Origin of the sequence: Mesorhizobium sp. M2A.F.Ca.ET.046.03.2.1, assembly GCF_003952425.1 — a bacterium.
Taxonomy (GTDB): Bacteria; Pseudomonadota; Alphaproteobacteria; order Rhizobiales; family Rhizobiaceae; genus Mesorhizobium.
In genome coordinates this window covers 253,506-272,754 of sequence record NZ_CP034449.1, presented here as the reverse complement: position 1 = coordinate 272,754, position 19,249 = coordinate 253,506, and the positions used below count along the sequence as shown (strand labels likewise).

The window sequence follows — 19,249 nt, the reverse complement described above, 5'->3', positions numbered from 1 at the left end:
AAAATACGGAAAATTTCGATGTTCGGGTTCTTCTCGCGCAAATCCAAAGGAGCCTCCGAGAAGAAATCGCAGGCCGCCGAGGATAAGCGAGGCGTCCTCGTACCTCTGATTGTCGTGCCTCGTTCAAAGATCGCACAGGGCGACGGAGAGGCATTTCATCTCGTCTTCGCTGTAATGCAATTCGTCGTGACGATGGTCTCCAAAGGGCTCTATCGCCATTCGGAGATCAACCCTAAGGCGATGCAGGTATTTCACGCGGACCAGTACTCCTTGGAGGTGAAGAACGGCGGTCATAGTCAATTAATCCACAATGCCGGCAGCGAAATCGACACCATGATTGCCAACGCCAGAGCCGGACTCAGCGCGTGTGGGGCAAAAGGGCAGCTGGCAACATTGGAAAAGATGTCAGCCTGGATTGCCAAGCATCCTGATGAAGCTGCGAAACAAACGGGCTTCGAGGGTGGGCGCGACGATTTCCTGGATACACTTGATGATGCATTCTATGAGGCCGATGACGCCATGCCGATGGAGGATTTGCTCGCGCGTTGGATCGCTTCTTGGCCCGATCTGCAAATTGTCGATGATGACAACTACGATAACGCGATCGATCGACTGGTGCTGTCCAACCCTCAGCGGGAGGCCAGGCTTCTTCACGACTCGGTTGGCAAACTGGTGCGTCAGATGTTGAGCCAGCGCGAAGTCGGCGCCGGCCTCGCCTGCGCAACGATATCGCCATCGGAGATCAAGCTGGGGTTCGGCATGGCGAGGATGCTGGACATCGAAGGCGAAAAGCAGATGGTCTTCCAACTGCGTACCGACGCCGAAGAGCTCCGGTTATGCGCCTCGACAAAGACACACGTCGCAGTTTACGAGTATGTCGCCCCTGAAGACCCTCCTGTCATGCGCCCGGGTGACAACCCGTTGAGAGCGAACGCACCGAGGGTCGGGACACTGCTTGGACGCGCGGAGCAGTCAGAGATTGAGACAGTGATCCAGCTGTCCGAACAAAATCATGCTCCCGTCGCTGTCGACCTTTTGCTGCGCAAGGCTGGCTTCGATCCGCTGGGTGCCATCGTTTCTGCTAACTCGGTGGCGCAAACGGCGGAAGGGCCAGTTGTGAATTGGGTGGTGCTGGCGTCTGACCGGACCTTCCTCTCCCTGTCTTCACCAAATGGCAGTGTGCTCTTGTGTGGCGAGGATTACGAAAAGCTCGCCGAGGCTACGATGCCTGAACTCGACGCGCACTTTGATCGCTCCGCCGCCGCTGGATAGTTCCCAACTCGCGTCTCACAGTATTCGCACCTAGCGACCTTGCTCATCCTGCCCCCATTGTTGCGTTGCGGGGAGGGGGGCTTTCGGCTATTGAGGCGCAACCTGAAACAGGGACCGCCCCCAAGCCCTATGACGCTTCTCGACTCGGTCAAGAATACGTTCGTTCCGATCCACCGCGAAGGCTATCCCTTCATCGCCGCCTTCGCCGCGGCGACGCTGTTTCTCGGCTATTTCTCCTCGGTCCTGTTCTGGATCGGGCTGATCCTCACCGCATGGTGCATCTATTTCTACCGCGATCCCGAGCGCGTCACGCCGGTCGACGACCGGCTGGTCGTGAGCCCGGCCGATGGCGTGATCTCGGCGGTGGGGCCGGCCGTGCCGCCGAGTGAGCTTGGCCTGGGCCCGGGCGAGATGACCCGGATCTCGGTGTTCATGAACGTGTTTTCCTGCCACATCAACCGCGCTCCGGTGCGTGGGCGGATCACGCGCATTGAGCACAAGCCCGGCAAATTCCTCAATGCCGAGCTCGACAAGGCAAGCGCCGAGAACGAGCGCAACGGCCTGGTCATCGACAGCCCGAACGGCACCATCGCTGCCGTCCAGATCGCCGGGCTGGTGGCGCGTCGCATCGTCTGCTGGGCCGAGGCCGGCGGCTCGATCGCCATCGGCGAGCGTTTCGGCCTGATCCGCTTCGGCTCGCGCGTTGACGTCTTCCTGCCGACAGGCGCCGTGCCGCGCGTCGCGGTCGGCCAGACGGCTGTGGGCGGCGAGACCGTGCTTGCCGAATTCGGCGGCACGGCGGTCACGCCCCTGGTCAGGGTTTCCTGAGCGTTGGGCGCGCCATTCAAGAAATTCGAGGCCCATGCCAGCGGCGGTCCGCGCATCCGCGAGATCCCGATGCGCATGGTGCTGCCCAATCTGGTCACGGTGCTTGCCATCTGCGCCGGCCTTTCGGGCATCCGCTTCGCCTTCGAGAACCGTTTCGAGATCGCGGTGGTCATGGTGCTGCTTGCCGCCTTCCTTGACGGCATCGACGGGCGGCTGGCGCGCATGCTGAAGGCCACCTCGAAATTCGGCGCGCAGATGGATTCGCTGGCCGATATCGTCAATTTCGGCGTCGCGCCGGCCCTGGTGCTCTACGCCTTCCTGCTCGACCGCGCCGGCTCGCCCGGCTGGATCGCAGCACTTCTCTTCACCATCGCCTGCGGCATGCGGCTCGCCCGCTTCAACGTGCTGGCCGACGACACCGACCAGCCTGCATGGCAGACCGAATATTTCGTCGGCGTGCCGGCCCCGGCGGGCGCGGTGCTGGTCATGCTGCCGCTCTATCTCTATTTCCTGCGGCTCGGGCTGGAGCCGTCCCGCCCTGCCGCCTTCATCGCCACGGGCTTCACCGTACTCATCGCTTTCCTTCTGGTCAGCCGCCTGCCGGTCTATTCGGGCAAGAGCGTCAAGGTGCCCGGCGACAGGGTGCTGCCGGTCATCCTCGGCGTGGTGCTCTACATCCTCTTGCTGATGACCTATCCCTGGTACACGCTGACCGCCTCGGTCGCGGGATATCTGCTCTTCCTGCCGTTCTCGGTGCGCGCCTATTCTAAGCGGGCCATGCGCGAAGGCGAGAAGGTGCCGCCTTCGGATATCGGGTAACGCGGCGCGCTAAGCCGCCACACCCAGTCCCAACCGATCAATCGCCAGCTTTCGCGCCGAGACGTAATCCGTCTTGCCCGAGCCCAGCACCGGGATCTCTTCCACCTTGAGGATGTCGTTGGGCACCATCAGTTCCGCAGCACCCGCCTTCTTGCCGAACTGGCGCAGTTCCTCGGCATTGGCGTCGTCGGCGGTGGTGACCAGCACGATACGCTCGCCGCGCCTTTTGTCGGGCACCGCCACCGCCGCGTGGCGCTCTTCCGGCCACAGTGACTGCACCAGCATCTCGACGGCGCCCAGCGACACCATCTCGCCGGCGATCTTGGCGAAGCGCTTTGCCCGGCCGCGGATGGTGATGAAGCCCTCGCGGTCGATCGAGACGATGTCGCCCGTGTCGTGCCAGCCTTCCAGCGGCTGCAATTCGCCGGGGCGGTCGGCGCTCATGTAGCCCATCATCATATTCGGCCCGTCGAGCCACAGCCGGCCGCCCTCGGTGATGCCTTCGACAGGCTCCAGCTTCATGCGGATGGCCGGCAGCGGCCTGCCGACCGTGCCGTCCCGGCTGTGGATGGCGGTATTCACCGCCACCACCGGCGCCGCCTCGGTCAGGCCGAAGCCTTCGACGATCGAGGCCTGGAAGCGGTCGCGATAGGTGCGCCGCGTCTCCGGCTTCACCGCCTCGGCGCCGGCCACGACGAAGCGCAGGCTGGAGAAGTCGCCGTCCTTGGCGGTGCGCGCATAATTGGCGAGGAACGTGTCGGTTCCGAACATCACGGTCGGCTTCACCTTGCGGGCGATCTCGGGGATGATCTTGTAGTGCAGCGGCGAGGGGTAGAGGAACAGCTTTACGCCCAGCACCAGCGGCAGGATGGTGCCGCCGGTGAGCCCGAAGGAATGGAACGCCGGCAGCACATTGAGCAAGGTGTCGGCCGGCGAGACGGAGACGCGCGCCTCGGCCTGCATGACATTGGCAAGCAGGTTGCGGTTCGACAGCACCACCGCCTTCGGCGTGCCTTCCGAGCCGGAGGTGAACAGGATGACGGCGGGCTTCGAGGCTTGCTGCCGCTGCAGCGGTAAGCGCCACAAAAGTGCTCCGGCGACCTTGTCCAGCGCGGTCACGCCGGCGCGCACGTCTTCCAGCCACAGCATCTTCGCGCCGCCCGCCTCGACCGCGGCAATGATGTCGTCGATGCCGGCCTTTTCGACGAAGGCGCGGGATGACACCACGGTGCGGATGACGGCGGTACGGATCGCCGCGGTCACGCTTGCCGGGCCGGCGGTGTAGTTGATCATCGCCGCAACCCTGGCCGCCGAGATCAGGCCGACAAAGGTGAGCACCACGCCATTGGCGTTGGGCAAGAGCACGCCGACCGCTTCGCCGGGCGCCGTCACCGCCTCGAAACGGCGTCCGAGCACGCGCGCGCCGATGAACAGCTTGCGGTAGCTGAGCGAACCGGAGATCACATCCTCGATGATCGGGCGCGAAGGGCCGACGCGATCGGCGGCGTCGCGCATGGCGAGGAACAGGCCACGGTCGAGATTGGTGCCGTAGAGCCGCGCCTCGGCGAAACGATCGAACAGCGCGTTGGTGTTGGAGGCCATGTCGGGGTTGCGCGCCACCAACTCGGCGATGGTCATCGACTCCAGCACGCTCACCGAAAGCCGCGGGAACCAGTGCCTGGGCGCTTTCTCCTTCGGCGTCAGCGACATCGGCAGATCGCGCGTTCCGGCAACGAAGATCGGCACGATGCGGGCGTCGGCCTGCATGGCGATGCGGGTGATGGCGCGAAACAGCCGGAAGGATTTGACGTCCGGCTCGACACTGTCTGGCAGGTAGACGGCAAGCCGTCCCTTGCCCTTCAGCACGCGCACCAACCGCCGGCTGACGAAGACATGCTCGGCGTTGAAGGCGATGGTGCGGCCAAGCTCGCGCCACGGCTCTAGCCATGGCGAGCGCGCCGAGGCCTCGTCCAGTATATGCAGCGTGTCGTCGGGAAGCAGCGACAGCATCAGCGCCGGTTCGATGCGCGACTGGTGCGAGATCACATAAATGACTGGCGTGTTGGCGCTTCGGGCAATGCGAATACGGTTGTCGGCGATACGATAGACGAGCTTGAACGGCACATAGAGCAGCGCCTGGGTGAAGCGCAGGTCGAGCCGGAACCGCTCGATCACGGCGATCAGCAGCCAGGCAAACACAAGGCCCGCCAGCAGCGCCAGGGTCAGGATCATGCCGCTCTCTCCCAGTCTCCTCCAGGGCGCGGCTCTTGAGCGGCCGCTTCGGTGGCAGAGGGTAGCGGAAGCGCGGGCAAGGTCAATGCGGGCTGAAGCACGGCGTCCCCTTCTCCCCTTGTGGGAGAAGGTGGCTGAGCGAAGCTCGGACGGATGAGGGGTGCTGGAAGGATCGCTGCGCGGGAGAGTAAACTCCTCAAAGCATTGAATTTTTCAAGGCCGTGTTCCTTCCAACACCCCTCATCCGTCTCGGCGCTGCGCGCCGATCCACCTTCTCCCACAAGGGGAGAAGGGGAAGACGGCGCCTATGCCGCCTTCAATCTTCCGCTGATGAAGCGGAATTCCTGGGTTTTGCCGCCATAGCCATAGGCCGCCGCCGGCACTTCGTGCACGAAGGCATAACTCTCCTCATGCACGCTGCCGAGCAGCCGGCCGAAAGCCTCGAAGATTGCCTTCAGATAGGCTTCGAGCTCGAGCTTGGTGTTGGTGCCGTCGACGACCTTGATGTCCAGCCAGAACGTGTTGGTGCCATGCTCGACCAGCGACCTGCCGCCGGCGAACCAGTGCTGCGGATCGATGTAGTTGACCGCGACCGCGGTGATCGTCGGGTCCTTGCGTAACTCCTTGGCGGGTAATCTCGGTGATGTCCTTGGCGATCGCGGCGGACAGCTTGGCGTCGGGCTTGCCCGTGACGCTGATATTGATGATCGGCATTTTCTCTCCTCGGGTTGGGCGCCTCGCGCCTTCGATGAGAGGATCATGGCATTGGCATGTATTCAATAAAATCGAATTGTTTTTGTGAAACGATTCGATATCATCGAAGTATGGAAACGCTCGATCTCGACTTACTGAAGACCTTCCTCGCTTTCGTCGAGGGCGGCTCGCTTGCCAAGGCCGCATCCGCCGTTGGCCGCACGCCGTCGGCTGTGACCGCGCAGATGCAGCGGCTGGAGGAGATCGTCGGCGAGCCGCTGCTCATCCCGCAGGGCAGGGGACGCGGCCTGACACCGGCCGGCGAGGATCTTGTCGGCCATGCGCGCCGCATCCTTGCCGTCCACACCGAGGCGTGGTTGGCGCTGAAAGGCGCGCGCGCCGGCGGCCGCATCGCCATCGGCACGACGCAGGATTTCGCCGACCACGGCCTGCCGGATCTTCTAAGGGCCTTCGCCGCCAGCCACCCGCGTGTGCGGATCGAGCTGCGTGTCGGTCGCTCCCTGGAGCTCGGTTCGGCGCTGCAGGCCGGCCAGCTCGACCTCGCAATCTCCATGCGCCATGTCCCGACGCCAGATGAAACGGCCGTGGTCAGCGAGCCGATGTTGTGGCTCTGCTCGGAAAAAGGCCTGGCGACGCTGCAGGAAGCCGTGCCGCTGGCGCTGCTCGATCCCTATTGCGGCTTCAGGGAGGCCGCGCTCAACGCGCTCGATGCCGCCGGACGCCGCTACCGCATCGCCGCCGGCAGCGCCAGCCTTGCCGGCCTGCGCGCCGCGGTCGATGCCGGCATCGCGCTGACGCCGCGCACCCGGCGCTTTGCCCATTCGGGCATTGTGGAGGCGCCATACGAGCACGACCTGCCGCCATTGCCGATGGCCGACTTCGCCATCCGGCTCGGTCGCGAAGCTCCGCGCCCGGCGCGGGATCTGGCGGAGCTGCTGGGCGATGGCCTCGCCCTGCCGTGGTGATGGGCCAGGAAGTCCCAAAGAAAAAGCCGACCTTTTTGCGGGTCGGCTTCTAGTCGGACGGGTCGAGGGGTTTGGGGGGACTTGGGGGGGTGACCCGTCGACCTAACAATGCCTGAGCCGGATGATGGTTCCGTGATTGGCAAAAATATTTTTACGAGCGCGCCGATTTGGCCTTCAGCCAGTCGCGGCCCGCATGGGCAAAGACCGCGCAAAGCACGATGGCGCCGCCGATGACGCTGGCCATGGGCGGAGCTTCGCCGAGGAAGATCAGGGCAAACAGGATGGCGAACGGCACCTCGGCAGAGCCCAGCAGGCCGGATTCGGCGGCAGGGATAAGCCGCGAGCCTTCCGTCCACAGAATCGAGGCCAGCGCGAAGGAGCATCCGAAGGTGGCAAGCAGCACCACGTCGCGCGTAGAGACGGCCAGCGGATCGGTGACGAACCAGCCGAGCACGAAGAGCAGGAAGGCCGAGACCGCGCCCGCCCACACGACAGGCGAGTCACGGAAGGCGCGCACCATGATCATGTAGAGCGCGCTGCCGGCGGTCATCAAAAGCGCCAGCCCGTCGCCGAACAGATGGCCGCTGCCGAGGCCGCCGCCCACCATGATGGCGACGCCGCAAAAGGATACGGCGGCCGCGACCATTGTCTGCAGCCGGCATTTTTCCCGTACCAGAAGGAAGGCAAGGAGCGCGGCGATGAAGGGCGAGGTCGCGTAGATGACCGCGACATTGGCGACATAGGTGTATTTGAACGCCGAGATGAAAGCGATGCTGACGGCGGCACCCTCGACCGCCAAGAGCCAGCCCCGCCAGCCCAGTCTCAGGCTCTCGCGCCCGCTTGAGCGGCGCCGGCGCCAGAACACATAGAGGCTGATCAGGATCGAGCCGAAAAAACCGCGCCAGCAGGTGATGGTCAGCGGATCGGCGTGGATCGATTTGGTCAGCACGCCGGTAAGCGCGAAGGCGATGGCCGATGCCGAGATCAGGATGATGCCAAGCGTGCGCTCGGCCGCTGCGTCGGCGGCGGCATGCGTGAGCTTTTCAGGCATCTCAAGCGTGTCCGTCATGGCGCCAGCCAACCCGGTTGCTCCTGACAGCCGCTGTCATCAGGCCTGCTCCCGCTTGCGGAAATGCTCGTTGCCGACGATGAGCAGGCCGGCGCCGATGATCAGCGCCGCGCCCATGAACACCGCCGTGCGCGGCACGTCGCCCCAGATGGCGTAGCCCAGCGCGAAGGCCCAGACCAGCGAGGTGTATTCGAACGGCGCCACGATCGACACCGCGGCGCGCTTCATGCCTTCGAACAGCGCATATTGCGCCACCCCGCCGAGCGCGCCGACGCTGAGGAGCAAAAGCAGCTGCGTTCCGTCAGGCATGCGCCACCACAGCAGCGCCGGCACGGCCGAAAAGAGCAGGAAATAGAAATTGTTGAGCACGAGCTGGATCGTCGTGCGCTCCTGCAGCGCCGTCTTGCGTAAGAGCACAACGGCGATCCCCCAAAGGACTGCCGCCGCCAGCACCAGCAGCACCGGCACGGAGAGGCCGAGCCGCGTCGGATCGCAGGCGATGAAGACGCCGACGAAACCGACGAAGACCGCGATCCAGCGCAGGAGCGGCACCGTCTCGCCCAGGATCAGCACCGACAGCACGGTGACGATGATGGGTGCTGCGTAATAGATGGTGGTGAGCTCGGCAAGCTGCAGCGAGCGCGCGGCGTTGTAGTAGCAAAGCCAGGCGGCCAGCGTGAAGGCGCTGCGCACCAGCATCGGCCTGACGATCGGTGAATCGATCGTGTCGGCAAACAGCCGCTTGCCGCCGATCGCGCCGCAGGCGAGGAGCACGGTGATGGAACGCACGAACATGATCTGCCAGACCGTCATGCCAGCGACCAACAGCTTGATCGAGGCGTCCTGCGCCGAAAACAGGAAATAGGCGGCAGCCGTGAACAGGATGCCGGCCAGCACCCTTTCGCGGCTTTCGAGGACGATGACTTCGGCCATGCGGTTTAAATGTGTTTGCGTGGGGCGGTTCCGCCCCAGTCGGGACCGTTGCTCCATCTATACGGGCGAAAGCACGCATGCCGCTGCTCCAGCGCGGTGCTAGCGTTGGCGCAGGTAATTGCCGGAGGCCGGTCGGGATTACTGCGTCGCCTGATAGAGCTCCGATGCCGCGTCCTTCAGGGCGCGCCGACCGTCCGGCCGCAGATACATCATGTGCCCGCCCTCGACGACGTCGAGTCGGATCGGCTTGGCGTCTGACAGCGAAGGAAGCTGGTTCACCAGGTAACGTGAGGCGAGATAGGGCGTGACCAGGTCGGTATAGCCGTTGACGATGACGACGCCGAGGGCCGGGTTGAGCGAACGCGCCCGCTGCAAATCGTTCATCACGCCGGCATAGCCCTGGCCCGAAGTGCCGTAGTCCCAGTTGCGGGTGACCTCGCCATTGAGCAGCCGGTAGCTGATATCGGTGCGGTAGTTCAGCTCGTCGCGGACATAGGCGACGAAGGCGGATGTCAGGACCGGAACGCTGCGGTCGAGCACCGGGTCGGGGCCGGCGTCGCGCGGGCTTTGCGGCGCGATGTCGGCCGTGCCGATGGTGGCGTCATAGGGGCTGAGCACCTTGCCCGTAGCACGCTGGAATTCCTTGGCGAAAAGCCCGGTGGGGATACGGGCGAAATTGCGCTGCACGAGCTCGAGCGGCAGGCCGGTGAGTTCCGAAACGCGCCCACTGGCGAGCTTGCCGCCCTGCTCCAGCCCGCTGTTCAGCGCCGTCAGGTAATCGCCGAGCGCATAATGCTCGACCTCGGCCAGCCTGTCGCGCAGCGCATCGCCGCTCACGCCGTCACCCTTCAGGCGGGTCGCCGCCAGCGAAGGCAGCTCCAGCGCCCAATGCAACTGGTCGAACTGGTCGGGCCGCACCAGCATGAACTCCAGCGCCGGCGAGATCAGCACGATGCCGCTGGGGCTGAGGCCCACATCCTCCTGCAGCGTGCGGGCAAGAAGTGCGGCGCGAAAGCCGCCATAGCTTTCGCCGGCGAGGAACAGCGGCGATCCGGTCCGGCCGTTCTGCGCCAGATAGAGCCGGATAAAGGCGCCGACCGAGCTGGCGTCGGCATCGACGCTCCAGAATTCCTTGCCCTCATGCCCCGGCGCCTCACGGCTGTAGCCGGTGCCGACCGGATCAACGAAGACGAGATCGCTCATGTCGAGCCAGCTGTCGGGATTGTCGATGAGCTTTTGCGGCGGCCGGCGGAACTCGCCGTCGGCGGCTGTCTCGACGATGCGTGGCCCGATCGCGCCGAGATGCAGATAGGCAGACGCCGCGCCTGGCCCGCCATTGAAGACGAAGGTGACCGGCCGATCCTTCGCCGGGGCGGACGACTGCTGCGTGTAGGCGACATAGAAGATCTCGGCCGTGACCTCGCCCTTGCCCGACAGGAGCGAGAGCGTGCCGGCCTTGGCCTGGTAATCCAGCTTGCGCCCGCCAAGCGTGATCGAATGCTCGGTCACGCTCGGCGGCGGCAGCAGCGACAGCACGCCGCCTTGGGGCGCGGGGCGCTCGGGTGCTTCCGCGGCGAAGCCCGGCTGAGCAAAGGCGGCGAGCGCCAGAAGGATAAGGGGGACGAGCTTGGATCGCATGACGACTCCGCTTGGATGGCATCCGCAAAAGTATGGCTAGGGCGAGGGAAGTCAAAGAAACTATTAGCAAATGTCGAGTTCCTTCGCGCCCCCTCTGGCCTGCCGGCCATCTCCCCCACGAGGGGGAGATCAGATGTCGCGTCGGCCTTCGCCAATCTCCGACGTTGACGAAAGGGCGCCGCCGGAGAAGCCGCCAATCTCCCCAAGTGGGCCCAAGTGGGGGAGATGGCCGGCAGGACAGAGGAGGGCGCTGTCCCGCCAGCATAACAGTGCGATCAAGCTCGGAGACTTATCGAAAAGGACAGCACCATGGACGCCACCGCACTCAAGGCCATGCAGGCGCCGCTGAAGGAAGCCTATCGCGACGACGCTGCCAAGGCACTGATCACGCTGAGAGCGCGCGGCACGCTGGACGATCAGTCGATCGCCTGCAAGGTGGAGACGGGCAGGGCGCTTGCCGTCGCCGGCCTTCATCCAGCCACCGGCGGCTCGGGCCTGGAGCTATGTTCTGGCGACATGCTGCTGGAGGCGCTGGTCGCCTGCGCGGGCGTGACGCTGAAGGCTGTGGCCACCGCGCTGGAATTCAAGCTCGGCAACGCCAGCGTCGATGCCGAGGGCGACCTCGATTTTCGCGGCACGCTCGGCGTCGCTCGCGATGCGCCAGTCGGCTTTCGCGAGATAAGGCTGAAATTCGACCTCGACACCGACGAGCCGCAAGAGCGCATCGATTCTCTGATGAAGCTCACCGAGCGCTACTGCGCGGTGTTCCAGACGATCAACAACAAGCCGGCGCTGAGCGTAAGCGCGGGGCGTTGAAGCGCGACGCCCCCTCATCCGGCCGCTACGCGGCCACCTTCTCCCCGGTGGGGAGAAGAGATTGGCACCGGCGCTGACAGCCTCCTCTCCCCAGCGGGGAGAGGTCAGCCGAGTGAAGCGGAGGCTGGGTGAGGGGGAGTGTTGCCTACTGGGCCGAAGGCTCCTCCGCGTCCCCTTCATCCGTAAACGGCGAGGCGCTCGGCACGCATTGCACGGCCCAGCCCTGCGGCGTCGGCTGCTTCTGATATTCGGTGATGGCGTTTGTGCACTGCTCGCGGGTGTCGAAGGTGCTGGGCAGCACCACCATGCCGCCTTGCGGGCCGGCGATCACCAGATACCAGACCAACGCTACGCTGGGAGTGGCAGCCATGGGAATTCCTCGCTTTGCTTGAATGTCGGAGTCGCAGGGACTCTAGCAACTCCCCCGGCACGGCGAAAGCTGGGCGGTGGCACACGCTTCCACCGCCCCGGTCACAGACCTGTGAAGAGGGCCTTCGCCAGGCGGGCTCGATCGGCCGCGACGCGCTTTGAACTCGAATTATTCCGGTTGCTGGTAGGCGACGAAGCGGTTGTGCTTGGCCTGGAAGATCAGGCCCGTCTCCTTCAGTTCCGGGCTTGCCAGCGGCACGATGCGCTTGGCGATCTCGGACGGATGCGGCAGCGTCTCCGGATCCTCGCCGGGCATCGCCTGCGCGCGCATCGCGGTGCGGGTGGCGCCGGGATCGGCGGCGTTGACCCTGAGCGGCAGGCTCTCGGTCTCATGCGCCCAAGAGCGCATCATCGTCTCCACCGCCGCCTTGGACGCCGCGTAGGGCGCCCAGAAGGCACGCGCCGAATGGGCGGAGTTGGCGGACATGATGATGGCGCGGCCGGCATCGGAAAGCCTGAGCAGAGGGTCGACCGAGCGGATCAATCGCCACGTCGCGGTGACGTTGATGGTCATCACCTTCTCGAAGGTCTTGGCCTCGACATGGCCGATCGGCGAAATGACGCCGAGCACGGCGGCATTGGCGACAAGGATGTCGAGCTTGCCCCAGCGCTCATGGATGGCGCCGCCCAGCCGGTCGATGCCTGCCATGTCGGTGAGGTCGAGCGGCACCAGCGTCGCCTGTCCGCGCCCATCAGCCTTGATCTGGTCGTCGAGCTGTTCCAGCCCGCCCACCGTGCGCGCCACCGCGATGACATGCGCGCCGGCTGCCGCCAGTTCCCTGGCGATGAAATAGCCGATGCCGCGCGAGGCGCCGGTGACGACCGCCACGCGGCCGGAAAGGTCGAGGGTCATGCGAGAATTCCGTGGGCTAAAGCAATTCCAGGAAAAGTGTCTGACGGTTTTCCGTCCGGAATTGCGTCAAAACAGATACCGCGGCCTACGACCCGCTCGACGCCAGCAGCGACAGCGTGCGCACATTGTCGTGGCCTTCGAAGTCGAGCAGGCGGGTGGGGTACTGTCCCGTGAAGCAGGCGTCGCAGAATTGCGGCTGGTCGTTGTCGCGGCGCGCCTCGCCGACGGCGCGGTAGAGTCCATCGATCGACAGGAAACCGAGCGAATCGACGCGGATGAACTCGGCCATCTCCTCGACCGACATGCGCGATGCGAGCAGCTTCGACTTCTCCGGCGTGTCGACGCCGTAGAAGCAGGATGCGCTGGTCGGCGGCGAGGCGATGCGCATATGCACTTCCTTCGCGCCGGCATCGCGCACCATCTGCACGATCTTCTGGCTGGTGGTGCCGCGCACTATCGAATCGTCGACCAGCACCACGCGCTTGCCCTCGATCATGCGGCGGTTGGCGTTGTGCTTCAGCTTAACGCCCATGTGGCGGATCGAATCGCCAGGCTGGATGAAGGTGCGCCCGACATAGTGGTTGCGGATGATGCCGAGCTCGAAGGGAATGCCGGCGGCCTGGGAGAAGCCGATTGCGGCCGGCGTGCCGGAATCCGGCACCGGCACGACGATGTCGGCCTCGACCGGGTTTTCCTGCGCCAGTTCCGCGCCGATGCGCTTGCGCACCTCATAGACGTTGCGGCCCTCGACCGAGGAATCCGGCCGCGCGAAATAGACATATTCGAAGATGCAGAAGCGCGTCTTCTGCGGCTCGAACGGGAAGATGCTCTCGATCCCCTTGGAGGTGATGACCACCATCTCGCCGGGCTTGATGTCGCGCACGAAGCGGGCGCCGATGATGTCAAGCGCGCAGGTCTCTGATGCCAGGATCCAGGCGCCGTCGAGGTCGCCCAGCACCAGCGGGCGGATGCCGAGCGGGTCGCGGCAGCCGATCATCTTCTTGGCCGTCATCGCCACCAGTGAGAAGGCGCCCTCCACCTGGCGCACCGCTTCGATGAAGCGCGAATTCAGATCGCGCTCCTTGCTGGTCGCGACCAAGTGCAGCAGCGTCTCGGTGTCGGAGGTCGACGAGAAGATCGAGCCCTGCTTCTGCAGAGCGCGCTGCACGGTGAGCGCGTTGGTGAGGTTGCCGTTGTGGGCGACGGCAAGACCGCCCTCCGCAAGCTCGGCGAAGAAGGGCTGGATGTTGCGCAGCCCGGCGCCGCCGGTGGTGGCATAGCGCGTATGGCCGATGGCGCGATTACCCTGCAAGCTGTCGATGACGCGCTGCTTGGTGAAGGTGTCGCCGATCAGGCCGACATGGCGCTCGACATGGAACTGGGTGCCGTCATAGGAGACGATGCCTGCCGCTTCCTGGCCGCGATGCTGCAGGGCGTGCAGGCCGAGTGTGACGATGGCCGCCGCGTCCTGCCGGCCGAAGATGCCGAACACGCCGCATTCGTCGTGGAAATGATCGTCGGCCTCGGCGGAAAGGACATTGCCTGCATCTGCCGTTGAGTCTGCCATCTGGTGCTCAAGCTCCGCTAAAGCCGCCATATAGGGCGATCTCTCGCGGAACGCAACGCACCTCGTCAGGCATTCACAAATTGCCTCAGGCCAGCGCTATGGCTGGCCTGGATTTCAGTTTGCCGGCGCTGGAGCGGGAGCAGGGGCGGGCGCCGGAGCTGGCTCGTTATCGGCAGGCGCCTCGCCCTCGCTGTCGTCGGGCGCCGGCGCGTTGTCGTCGCCGGCCGGCGGCTCGGCCGCGGGCTGGTCGGTCGTGGCCGGCGCGCCAGCCTGCGGCGTGCCCTTATGCGTGTATTTGTTGACCAGTTCCTCGGTGTTTTCCGGCAGCACGCTCTCGAGCTTGGCGCCGATCGTCTCGAGCAACGGCCGCGACTTGGCGTTGGCGATCCAGGCGGGCGCCTTGGCGCCGGCAAGCCAGTTGAAGAACAGGAGCGCCACCGCGACCACCAGGATGCCGCGCGCCGCGCCATAGAGGAAGCCGAGCGTACGGTCGAGCGCGCCGATACGCGAATCGATGATCCAGTCGGCAAGCTTCATCGTGATGACGGAGACGACGATCAGCGCGATCAGGAAGACGATGCCCGCGGAAGCCGCCATCGCGATCTTGTCGTTGTCGATATAGGGCTGAACGTAGGGCAGGACCGGCTTGTAGAAGAAGAACGCCGCTGCCGCCGCCGCTGCCCAGGAAACCACCGACAGCACTTCGCGGGAGAAGCCGCGCACCATGGCGAGCATTGCTGAAACCAGGGTGAAGCCGACGAGAATTCCGTCAAGCAGCGTAATCGGCATGGTCCTCGCCCCACTTCCTGTCTTACGGCCCGACGAGCCGCGTCACTCATCGTCGTCGGCACGGCTGCGCCGTGAGCCGGCTATTCGCGCCACAAGGTCGGCAAGCTCGGTGGGCTGGAACGCGCCGGCCCCGATCCCCCCGGCAACTTCCTCGCTGCCGAGCGGCAGCACCGCGCTTCCAAAGCCCAGCTTTTCGGCTTCCTTGAGGCGCTGCTGCGCATGCGCAACCGGCCTCACGGCGCCCGATAGGCTGATTTCGCCGAAATAGACGCAATCGGCGGGAAGGGCAAGACCGGTGAGCGACGAAACCAGCGCCGCGGCGACCGCCAGATCGGCCCCCGGCTCCGAGATCCGGTAGCCGCCGGCGACGTTGAGATAGACGTCGTGCTGGCCGAAGCGCACGCCGCAATGCGCCTCGAGCACGGCGAGCACCATCGACAGCCGCGCCCCATCCCAGCCGACGACGGCGCGGCGCGGCGTGCCGAGCGAGGAGGGAGCGACCAGCGCCTGGATCTCGACCAGCACCGGCCGCGTGCCCTCCATGCCTGCGAAAACCGCGGCGCCCGGGGATTTCGCGTGGCGTTCGCCGAGGAAAAGCTCGGACGGATTGGAAACCTCGCGCAGGCCCTTATCCGACATTTCGAAGACGCCGATCTCGTCGGTTGGCCCAAAGCGGTTCTTCACCGTGCGCAGGATGCGGAAGTGATGGTTGCCTTCGCCTTCGAAGTAAAGCACGCCGTCGACCATGTGCTCGACGACGCGCGGGCCGGCGATCTGGCCCTCCTTGGTGACATGGCCGACGAGCACGATCGCAGCACCCGTGGATTTCGCATAGCGGATCATGGCTTGAGCGGCGGCGCGCACCTGGGTCACGGTGCCCGGCGCCGAATCGGCAAGGTCGGTCCACAGCGTCTGGATGGAATCGAGGATGACGAGGTCCGGCCGCTTGCCGTCGGCGATGGTCGCCAGAATGTCCTCGACATTGGTTTCGGCTGCGAGCTCGACCGGCGTCGAGGCGACGCCGAGCCGCTGGGCGCGCAGCCTGATCTGCGCGACGGCTTCCTCGCCCGAAACATAGACGATGCGGTGGCCCTTCGAGGCGAGCGCCGCCGCCGCTTGCGTCAAAAGCGTCGACTTGCCGATGCCCGGGTCGCCGCCGACCAGCAGCGCCGAGCCGCGGACAAAACCGCCGCCGGTGGCGCGGTCTAGCTCGCTGATGCCCGAAACGATGCGCGGCGCATCCTCGATGTCGCCGGCGAGGCTGGTCAGCACCACGGCGCGGCCTTTTCGCGCGTTGCGCGTGTTGGCCGGCCCCGATCCGATGCCGCCGGCGGTGCCTTCCTCGACCAGCGTGTTCCACTCGCCGCAGGCGTCGCATTTGCCCGCCCAGCGCTGATGCACCGAGCCGCAATTCTGGCAGATGAACTGAACGCGCGATTTGGCCATCAGACGCGGCCCGATATTGGATGGGCTGACGGGACAGCGCCCCCCTCTGTCCTGCCGGACATCTCCCTCTCTAGGGGGTAGATCAGCAGTTCCGCCAATGATGCCCATCCTGCAACGTTGGCGATTGGCGAAAGCCGACGCGACATCCAATCTCCCCCCTTGAGGGGGAGATGTCCGGCAGGACAGAGAGGGGGGCGACGGAGTGAGACGTTTCCCAAAACGCTACTCGAACCTCTCCGGCAGATGATGCTCCTCGGCCAGATCGGAGAACCGCGTGAATTCGCCATGGAAGGCGAGGCTGACGGTGCCGGTCGGTCCGTGGCGCTGCTTGGCCACGATGCACTCGGCCTTGCCGCGCGCCTCGTTCATCTCGTTTTCCCACTTGACGTATTCCTCGGTGCCGAGCTTCGGCTCGCGGTTCTTGAGGTAGTACTCCTCGCGATAGACGAACAGCACCACGTCGGCGTCCTGCTCGATCGAGCCGGATTCGCGCAGGTCCGAGAGTTGCGGGCGCTTGTCGTCGCGGCTTTCGACCTGACGCGACAGCTGCGACAGCGCGATGATCGGTACGCCGAGCTCCTTGGCCAAGGCCTTCAAGCCCGTGGTGATCTCGGTGATTTCCTGCACGCGGTTCTGCGACGCGCGGGCGGAGGATCCCTGCATCAGCTGGATATAGTCGATGACGATGAGGTCGAGGCCGCGCTGGCGCTTCAGCCGCCGCGCCCGAGCCGACAGCTGGGCGATCGAGATACCGCCGGTCTGGTCGATGAACAGCGGGATCTTCTGCATCGTCTGCGAGCAGGCGACGAGCTTTTCGAAATCCATCTCGGTGATCTCGCCGCGGCGGATCTTCGACGAAGAAATCTCGGTCTGCTCTGAGATGATGCGGGTGGCGAGCTGCTCCGACGACATTTCCAGCGAGAAGAAGCCGACGACGCCGCCATTGGCGGCCTTGAAGGTCCCGTCGGCCTGCTGCGCCGGGACGTAAGCCTCGGCGATGTTGAAGGCGATGTTGGTGGCCAAGGAGGTCTTGCCCATGCCCGGGCGTCCGGCCAGCACGATCAGGTCGGAAGGCTGCAGGCCGCCCATGCGGCGGTCGAGGTCGCGCAGACCGGTCGAGATGCCGGACAGGTGGCCATCGCGCATATAGGCTGCGTTGGCCATGTCGACGGCGGTCTTGACCGCGTCGTTGAAGCTCTCGAAGCCGCCGTCATAGCGGCCGGTTTCGGCGAGCTCGAACAGCCGCCGCTCGGCGTCCTCGATCTGCTCGGACGGCGACATGTCGACCGGCGCGTCATAGGCGATGTTGACCATGTCCTCGCCGACGGTGATCAGCGCGCGGCGCGTGGCGAGGTCGTAGATAGCGCGGCCATAGTCGGTGGCGTTGACGACGGTGACCGCTTCGACCGCAAGCCGCACCACATATTGCGCCACCGTCATGTCGCCGACCTTCTCGTCGGCCGGCAGGAAGGTCTTGAGCGTGATCGGCGTCGCGATCTTGCCCATGCGGATCAGCTCGGACGCGACCTCGAAGATGCGGCGATGCAGCGGCTCGTAGAAATGCGCCGGCTTGAGGAAATCCGAGACCCGGTAGAAGGCGTCATTATTGACGAGAATAGCGCCGAGCAGCGCCTGCTCGGCCTCAATGTTGTTCGGTGCCTCACGATAAAGCGGCGTTTCCGCCGCGCCGAATTTCAGTGCCGCCTCTGCCATAATGTCCCCGATTTCGATCCCGCCTTCCTCGATACCAGAACCGGAAGATTCGATGCTGACCTTTCTGCAACAGTACGATTCTGACTGACCTTGATACTCGCGATTCACAGCCAAAATTTTCTGGTGGAAAGAATCGTCATTGACTCGAATCGAAGAGGGTGAAGATAACGCTTCGAACGAGAACAAAACAAGAAAATTCCTATCGCAGCGTGTCGCCCCAGTCCGCGCGCCGGGCCGTCTTGAAGACGTCGCCGTCGCGCTTGCTGAACAGTTGCTCGCCGGCGCTGCCGTCCGGCTGGCAGAGTTTCAGCACCACCTTGCCGGAGCCGCCTTTCGGCGGCGCCAGCACCCGCGCGGCGCGCGCCGGCGCCGGCTGCCGGGAGGCGGCGAGATAGATGAACTTCTCGTCCTCCCACGGCACCTCGGCCTCCTTGACCAGACGATGCATGCGCGAGCGGGCGACGCGGCGCGAAAAATGGCACCAGTCGGGCGGCGTGAGCGGGCAGGGTGCAGCGTGCGGGCAGGGCGCCAGCATATGCGCGCCGGCGGCAATCAGTTGCTGTCGCGCGGCAAGGATGCGCTGCCAGCCGGCGGGCGTGCCTGGCTCGACGACGAGCAGCGTGTCGGCGGTCAGCTGCCAAAGGCGATCGACGAGCTTCGGCAGCGAGGCCGGCGCGACTTCGTCGAGCACATAGGCGATGCTGACGAGGTCGGCGGGCTTGAGGCTGTCGAGATCGATGGTGGCATCGCCGGCGACCCATTCGGTGCGGGCGGCGATCGTGCCGGCTGCAAGCGACTGCCCGACCTTGCGCACCGCGGCGCTTGCCTCGACCAGCATCGCCTGTCCCAGCTCCGGCCAGGCGTCTGCCGTGGCCCAAAGCATCGTGCCAGGCCCGGCGCCGATGTCGAGCAGGGTCTTGGGTTGGAAATCCGGTCGCGCATCGGCAAGCGCATCGAGGCTGGCGCGCACCGCGGCATAGGTGGCGGGCAGCCGCGTCGCCAGATAGGCCTTGACCGCCATCTCCTCGCCCATATGCAGGCGGCCGTCGCGCAGCTCAGCGCGGTAGCGTTCGGACAGCGTCCTTGCCGCCTGCCTCAGCGCCGGCAGCGGCACTTTCTCGAGCAGGCTGTCAACGCCTTGCCGGAGCGGGGCAGGAAGCTCCATC

16 protein-coding genes and 1 pseudogene are annotated in these 19,249 nt (G+C 65.2%); 5 read left to right on the top strand and 12 right to left on the bottom strand.

Translation table 11 applies throughout. The features are described 5' to 3' along the window. The first annotated feature begins 18 nt into the window (after nucleotides 1-18). The 3 genes from EJ072_RS01520 to EJ072_RS01510 all read left to right on the top strand — a co-directional run bounded on the left by EJ072_RS01520 (nucleotide 19) and on the right by EJ072_RS01510 (nucleotide 2,919). The gene (locus EJ072_RS01520) at nucleotides 19-1,272 is read left to right on the top strand and encodes a DUF4375 domain-containing protein (protein WP_126078269.1); all 1,254 of its coding nucleotides are present in this window, start codon (nucleotides 19-21) and stop codon (nucleotides 1,270-1,272) included. A 129-nt stretch (nucleotides 1,273-1,401) separates the two neighbouring features. Further along, nucleotides 1,402-2,100 (top strand): phosphatidylserine decarboxylase, encoded by a 699-nt coding sequence (locus EJ072_RS01515; protein WP_126078268.1) that lies wholly within the window; start codon nucleotides 1,402-1,404, stop codon nucleotides 2,098-2,100. Between the two features lie 75 nt (nucleotides 2,101-2,175). Continuing rightward, a complete protein-coding gene (locus tag EJ072_RS01510; RefSeq protein WP_245456666.1) occupies nucleotides 2,176-2,919 on the top strand; it encodes a phosphatidylcholine/phosphatidylserine synthase in 744 nt (247 codons plus the stop codon). A 9-nt stretch (nucleotides 2,920-2,928) separates the two neighbouring features. Here the strand turns inward: EJ072_RS01510 and EJ072_RS01505 are convergent, their stop codons facing one another. Both EJ072_RS01505 and EJ072_RS01500 read right to left on the bottom strand, forming a co-directional pair. Continuing rightward, on the bottom strand, nucleotides 2,929-5,151 hold the full coding sequence (locus tag EJ072_RS01505; protein WP_126078267.1) for an AMP-binding protein: 2,223 nt from the start codon (nucleotides 5,149-5,151) through the stop codon (nucleotides 2,929-2,931). Nucleotides 5,152-5,456: 305 nt separating this feature from the next. After that, nucleotides 5,457-5,865: pseudogene (locus EJ072_RS01500) on the bottom strand (4-oxalocrotonate tautomerase family protein). 110 nt (nucleotides 5,866-5,975) lie between these two features. Here EJ072_RS01500 and EJ072_RS01495 point away from each other — a divergent pair. Beyond that, nucleotides 5,976-6,830, top strand: a complete 855-nt coding sequence (locus EJ072_RS01495) for a LysR substrate-binding domain-containing protein (RefSeq protein WP_126078266.1) — start codon at nucleotides 5,976-5,978, stop codon at nucleotides 6,828-6,830. A gap of 151 nt (nucleotides 6,831-6,981) precedes the next feature. On the opposite strand, the gene EJ072_RS01490 is transcribed toward EJ072_RS01495, so the two are convergent. The 3 genes from EJ072_RS01490 to EJ072_RS01480 form a co-directional block, all read right to left on the bottom strand. After that, nucleotides 6,982-7,899, bottom strand: a complete 918-nt coding sequence (locus EJ072_RS01490; RefSeq protein ID WP_245467155.1) for a DMT family transporter — start codon at nucleotides 7,897-7,899, stop codon at nucleotides 6,982-6,984. A gap of 39 nt (nucleotides 7,900-7,938) precedes the next feature. Continuing rightward, nucleotides 7,939-8,832, bottom strand: coding sequence for a DMT family transporter (locus EJ072_RS01485; RefSeq protein ID WP_126078265.1), 894 nt, complete (start codon nucleotides 8,830-8,832; stop codon nucleotides 7,939-7,941). 138 nt (nucleotides 8,833-8,970) lie between these two features. Then, on the bottom strand, nucleotides 8,971-10,470 hold the full coding sequence (locus tag EJ072_RS01480) for a peptidase S10 (protein WP_126078264.1): 1,500 nt from the start codon (nucleotides 10,468-10,470) through the stop codon (nucleotides 8,971-8,973). A gap of 309 nt (nucleotides 10,471-10,779) precedes the next feature. Between EJ072_RS01480 and EJ072_RS01475 the strand changes: the two genes are divergently transcribed. Beyond that, entirely contained in the window at nucleotides 10,780-11,286 is a 507-nt protein-coding gene (locus tag EJ072_RS01475) for an OsmC family protein (protein ID WP_126078263.1), read from the top strand. A 145-nt stretch (nucleotides 11,287-11,431) separates the two neighbouring features. Here EJ072_RS01475 and EJ072_RS01470 read toward each other — a convergent pair whose 3' ends face one another. The 7 genes from EJ072_RS01470 to EJ072_RS01435 form a co-directional block, all read right to left on the bottom strand. Further along, nucleotides 11,432-11,656 carry a hypothetical protein gene (locus EJ072_RS01470; protein ID WP_040984608.1) on the bottom strand — a complete coding sequence of 75 codons (225 nt, stop codon included), beginning with the start codon at nucleotides 11,654-11,656 and terminating at the stop codon, nucleotides 11,432-11,434. 168 nt (nucleotides 11,657-11,824) lie between these two features. Next, complete coding sequence (locus EJ072_RS01465; protein WP_126078262.1) at nucleotides 11,825-12,568, bottom strand: SDR family NAD(P)-dependent oxidoreductase; 744 nt, start codon at nucleotides 12,566-12,568, stop codon at nucleotides 11,825-11,827. An 85-nt stretch (nucleotides 12,569-12,653) separates the two neighbouring features. Next, complete coding sequence (gene purF / locus EJ072_RS01460) at nucleotides 12,654-14,135, bottom strand: amidophosphoribosyltransferase (RefSeq protein ID WP_042637921.1); 1,482 nt, start codon at nucleotides 14,133-14,135, stop codon at nucleotides 12,654-12,656. 114 nt (nucleotides 14,136-14,249) lie between these two features. Continuing rightward, the gene (locus EJ072_RS01455) at nucleotides 14,250-14,924 is read right to left on the bottom strand and encodes a CvpA family protein (protein ID WP_042637922.1); all 675 of its coding nucleotides are present in this window, start codon (nucleotides 14,922-14,924) and stop codon (nucleotides 14,250-14,252) included. 42 nt (nucleotides 14,925-14,966) lie between these two features. Beyond that, nucleotides 14,967-16,370 (bottom strand): DNA repair protein RadA, encoded by a 1,404-nt coding sequence (gene radA, locus EJ072_RS01450; RefSeq protein WP_126078261.1) that lies wholly within the window; start codon nucleotides 16,368-16,370, stop codon nucleotides 14,967-14,969. A gap of 222 nt (nucleotides 16,371-16,592) precedes the next feature. Beyond that, entirely contained in the window at nucleotides 16,593-18,083 is a 1,491-nt protein-coding gene (locus EJ072_RS01440) for a replicative DNA helicase (RefSeq protein WP_041010739.1), read from the bottom strand. A gap of 199 nt (nucleotides 18,084-18,282) precedes the next feature. Further along, entirely contained in the window at nucleotides 18,283-19,248 is a 966-nt protein-coding gene (locus EJ072_RS01435; protein ID WP_126078259.1) for a small ribosomal subunit Rsm22 family protein, read from the bottom strand. Nucleotide 19,249: the final 1 nt, after the last annotated feature.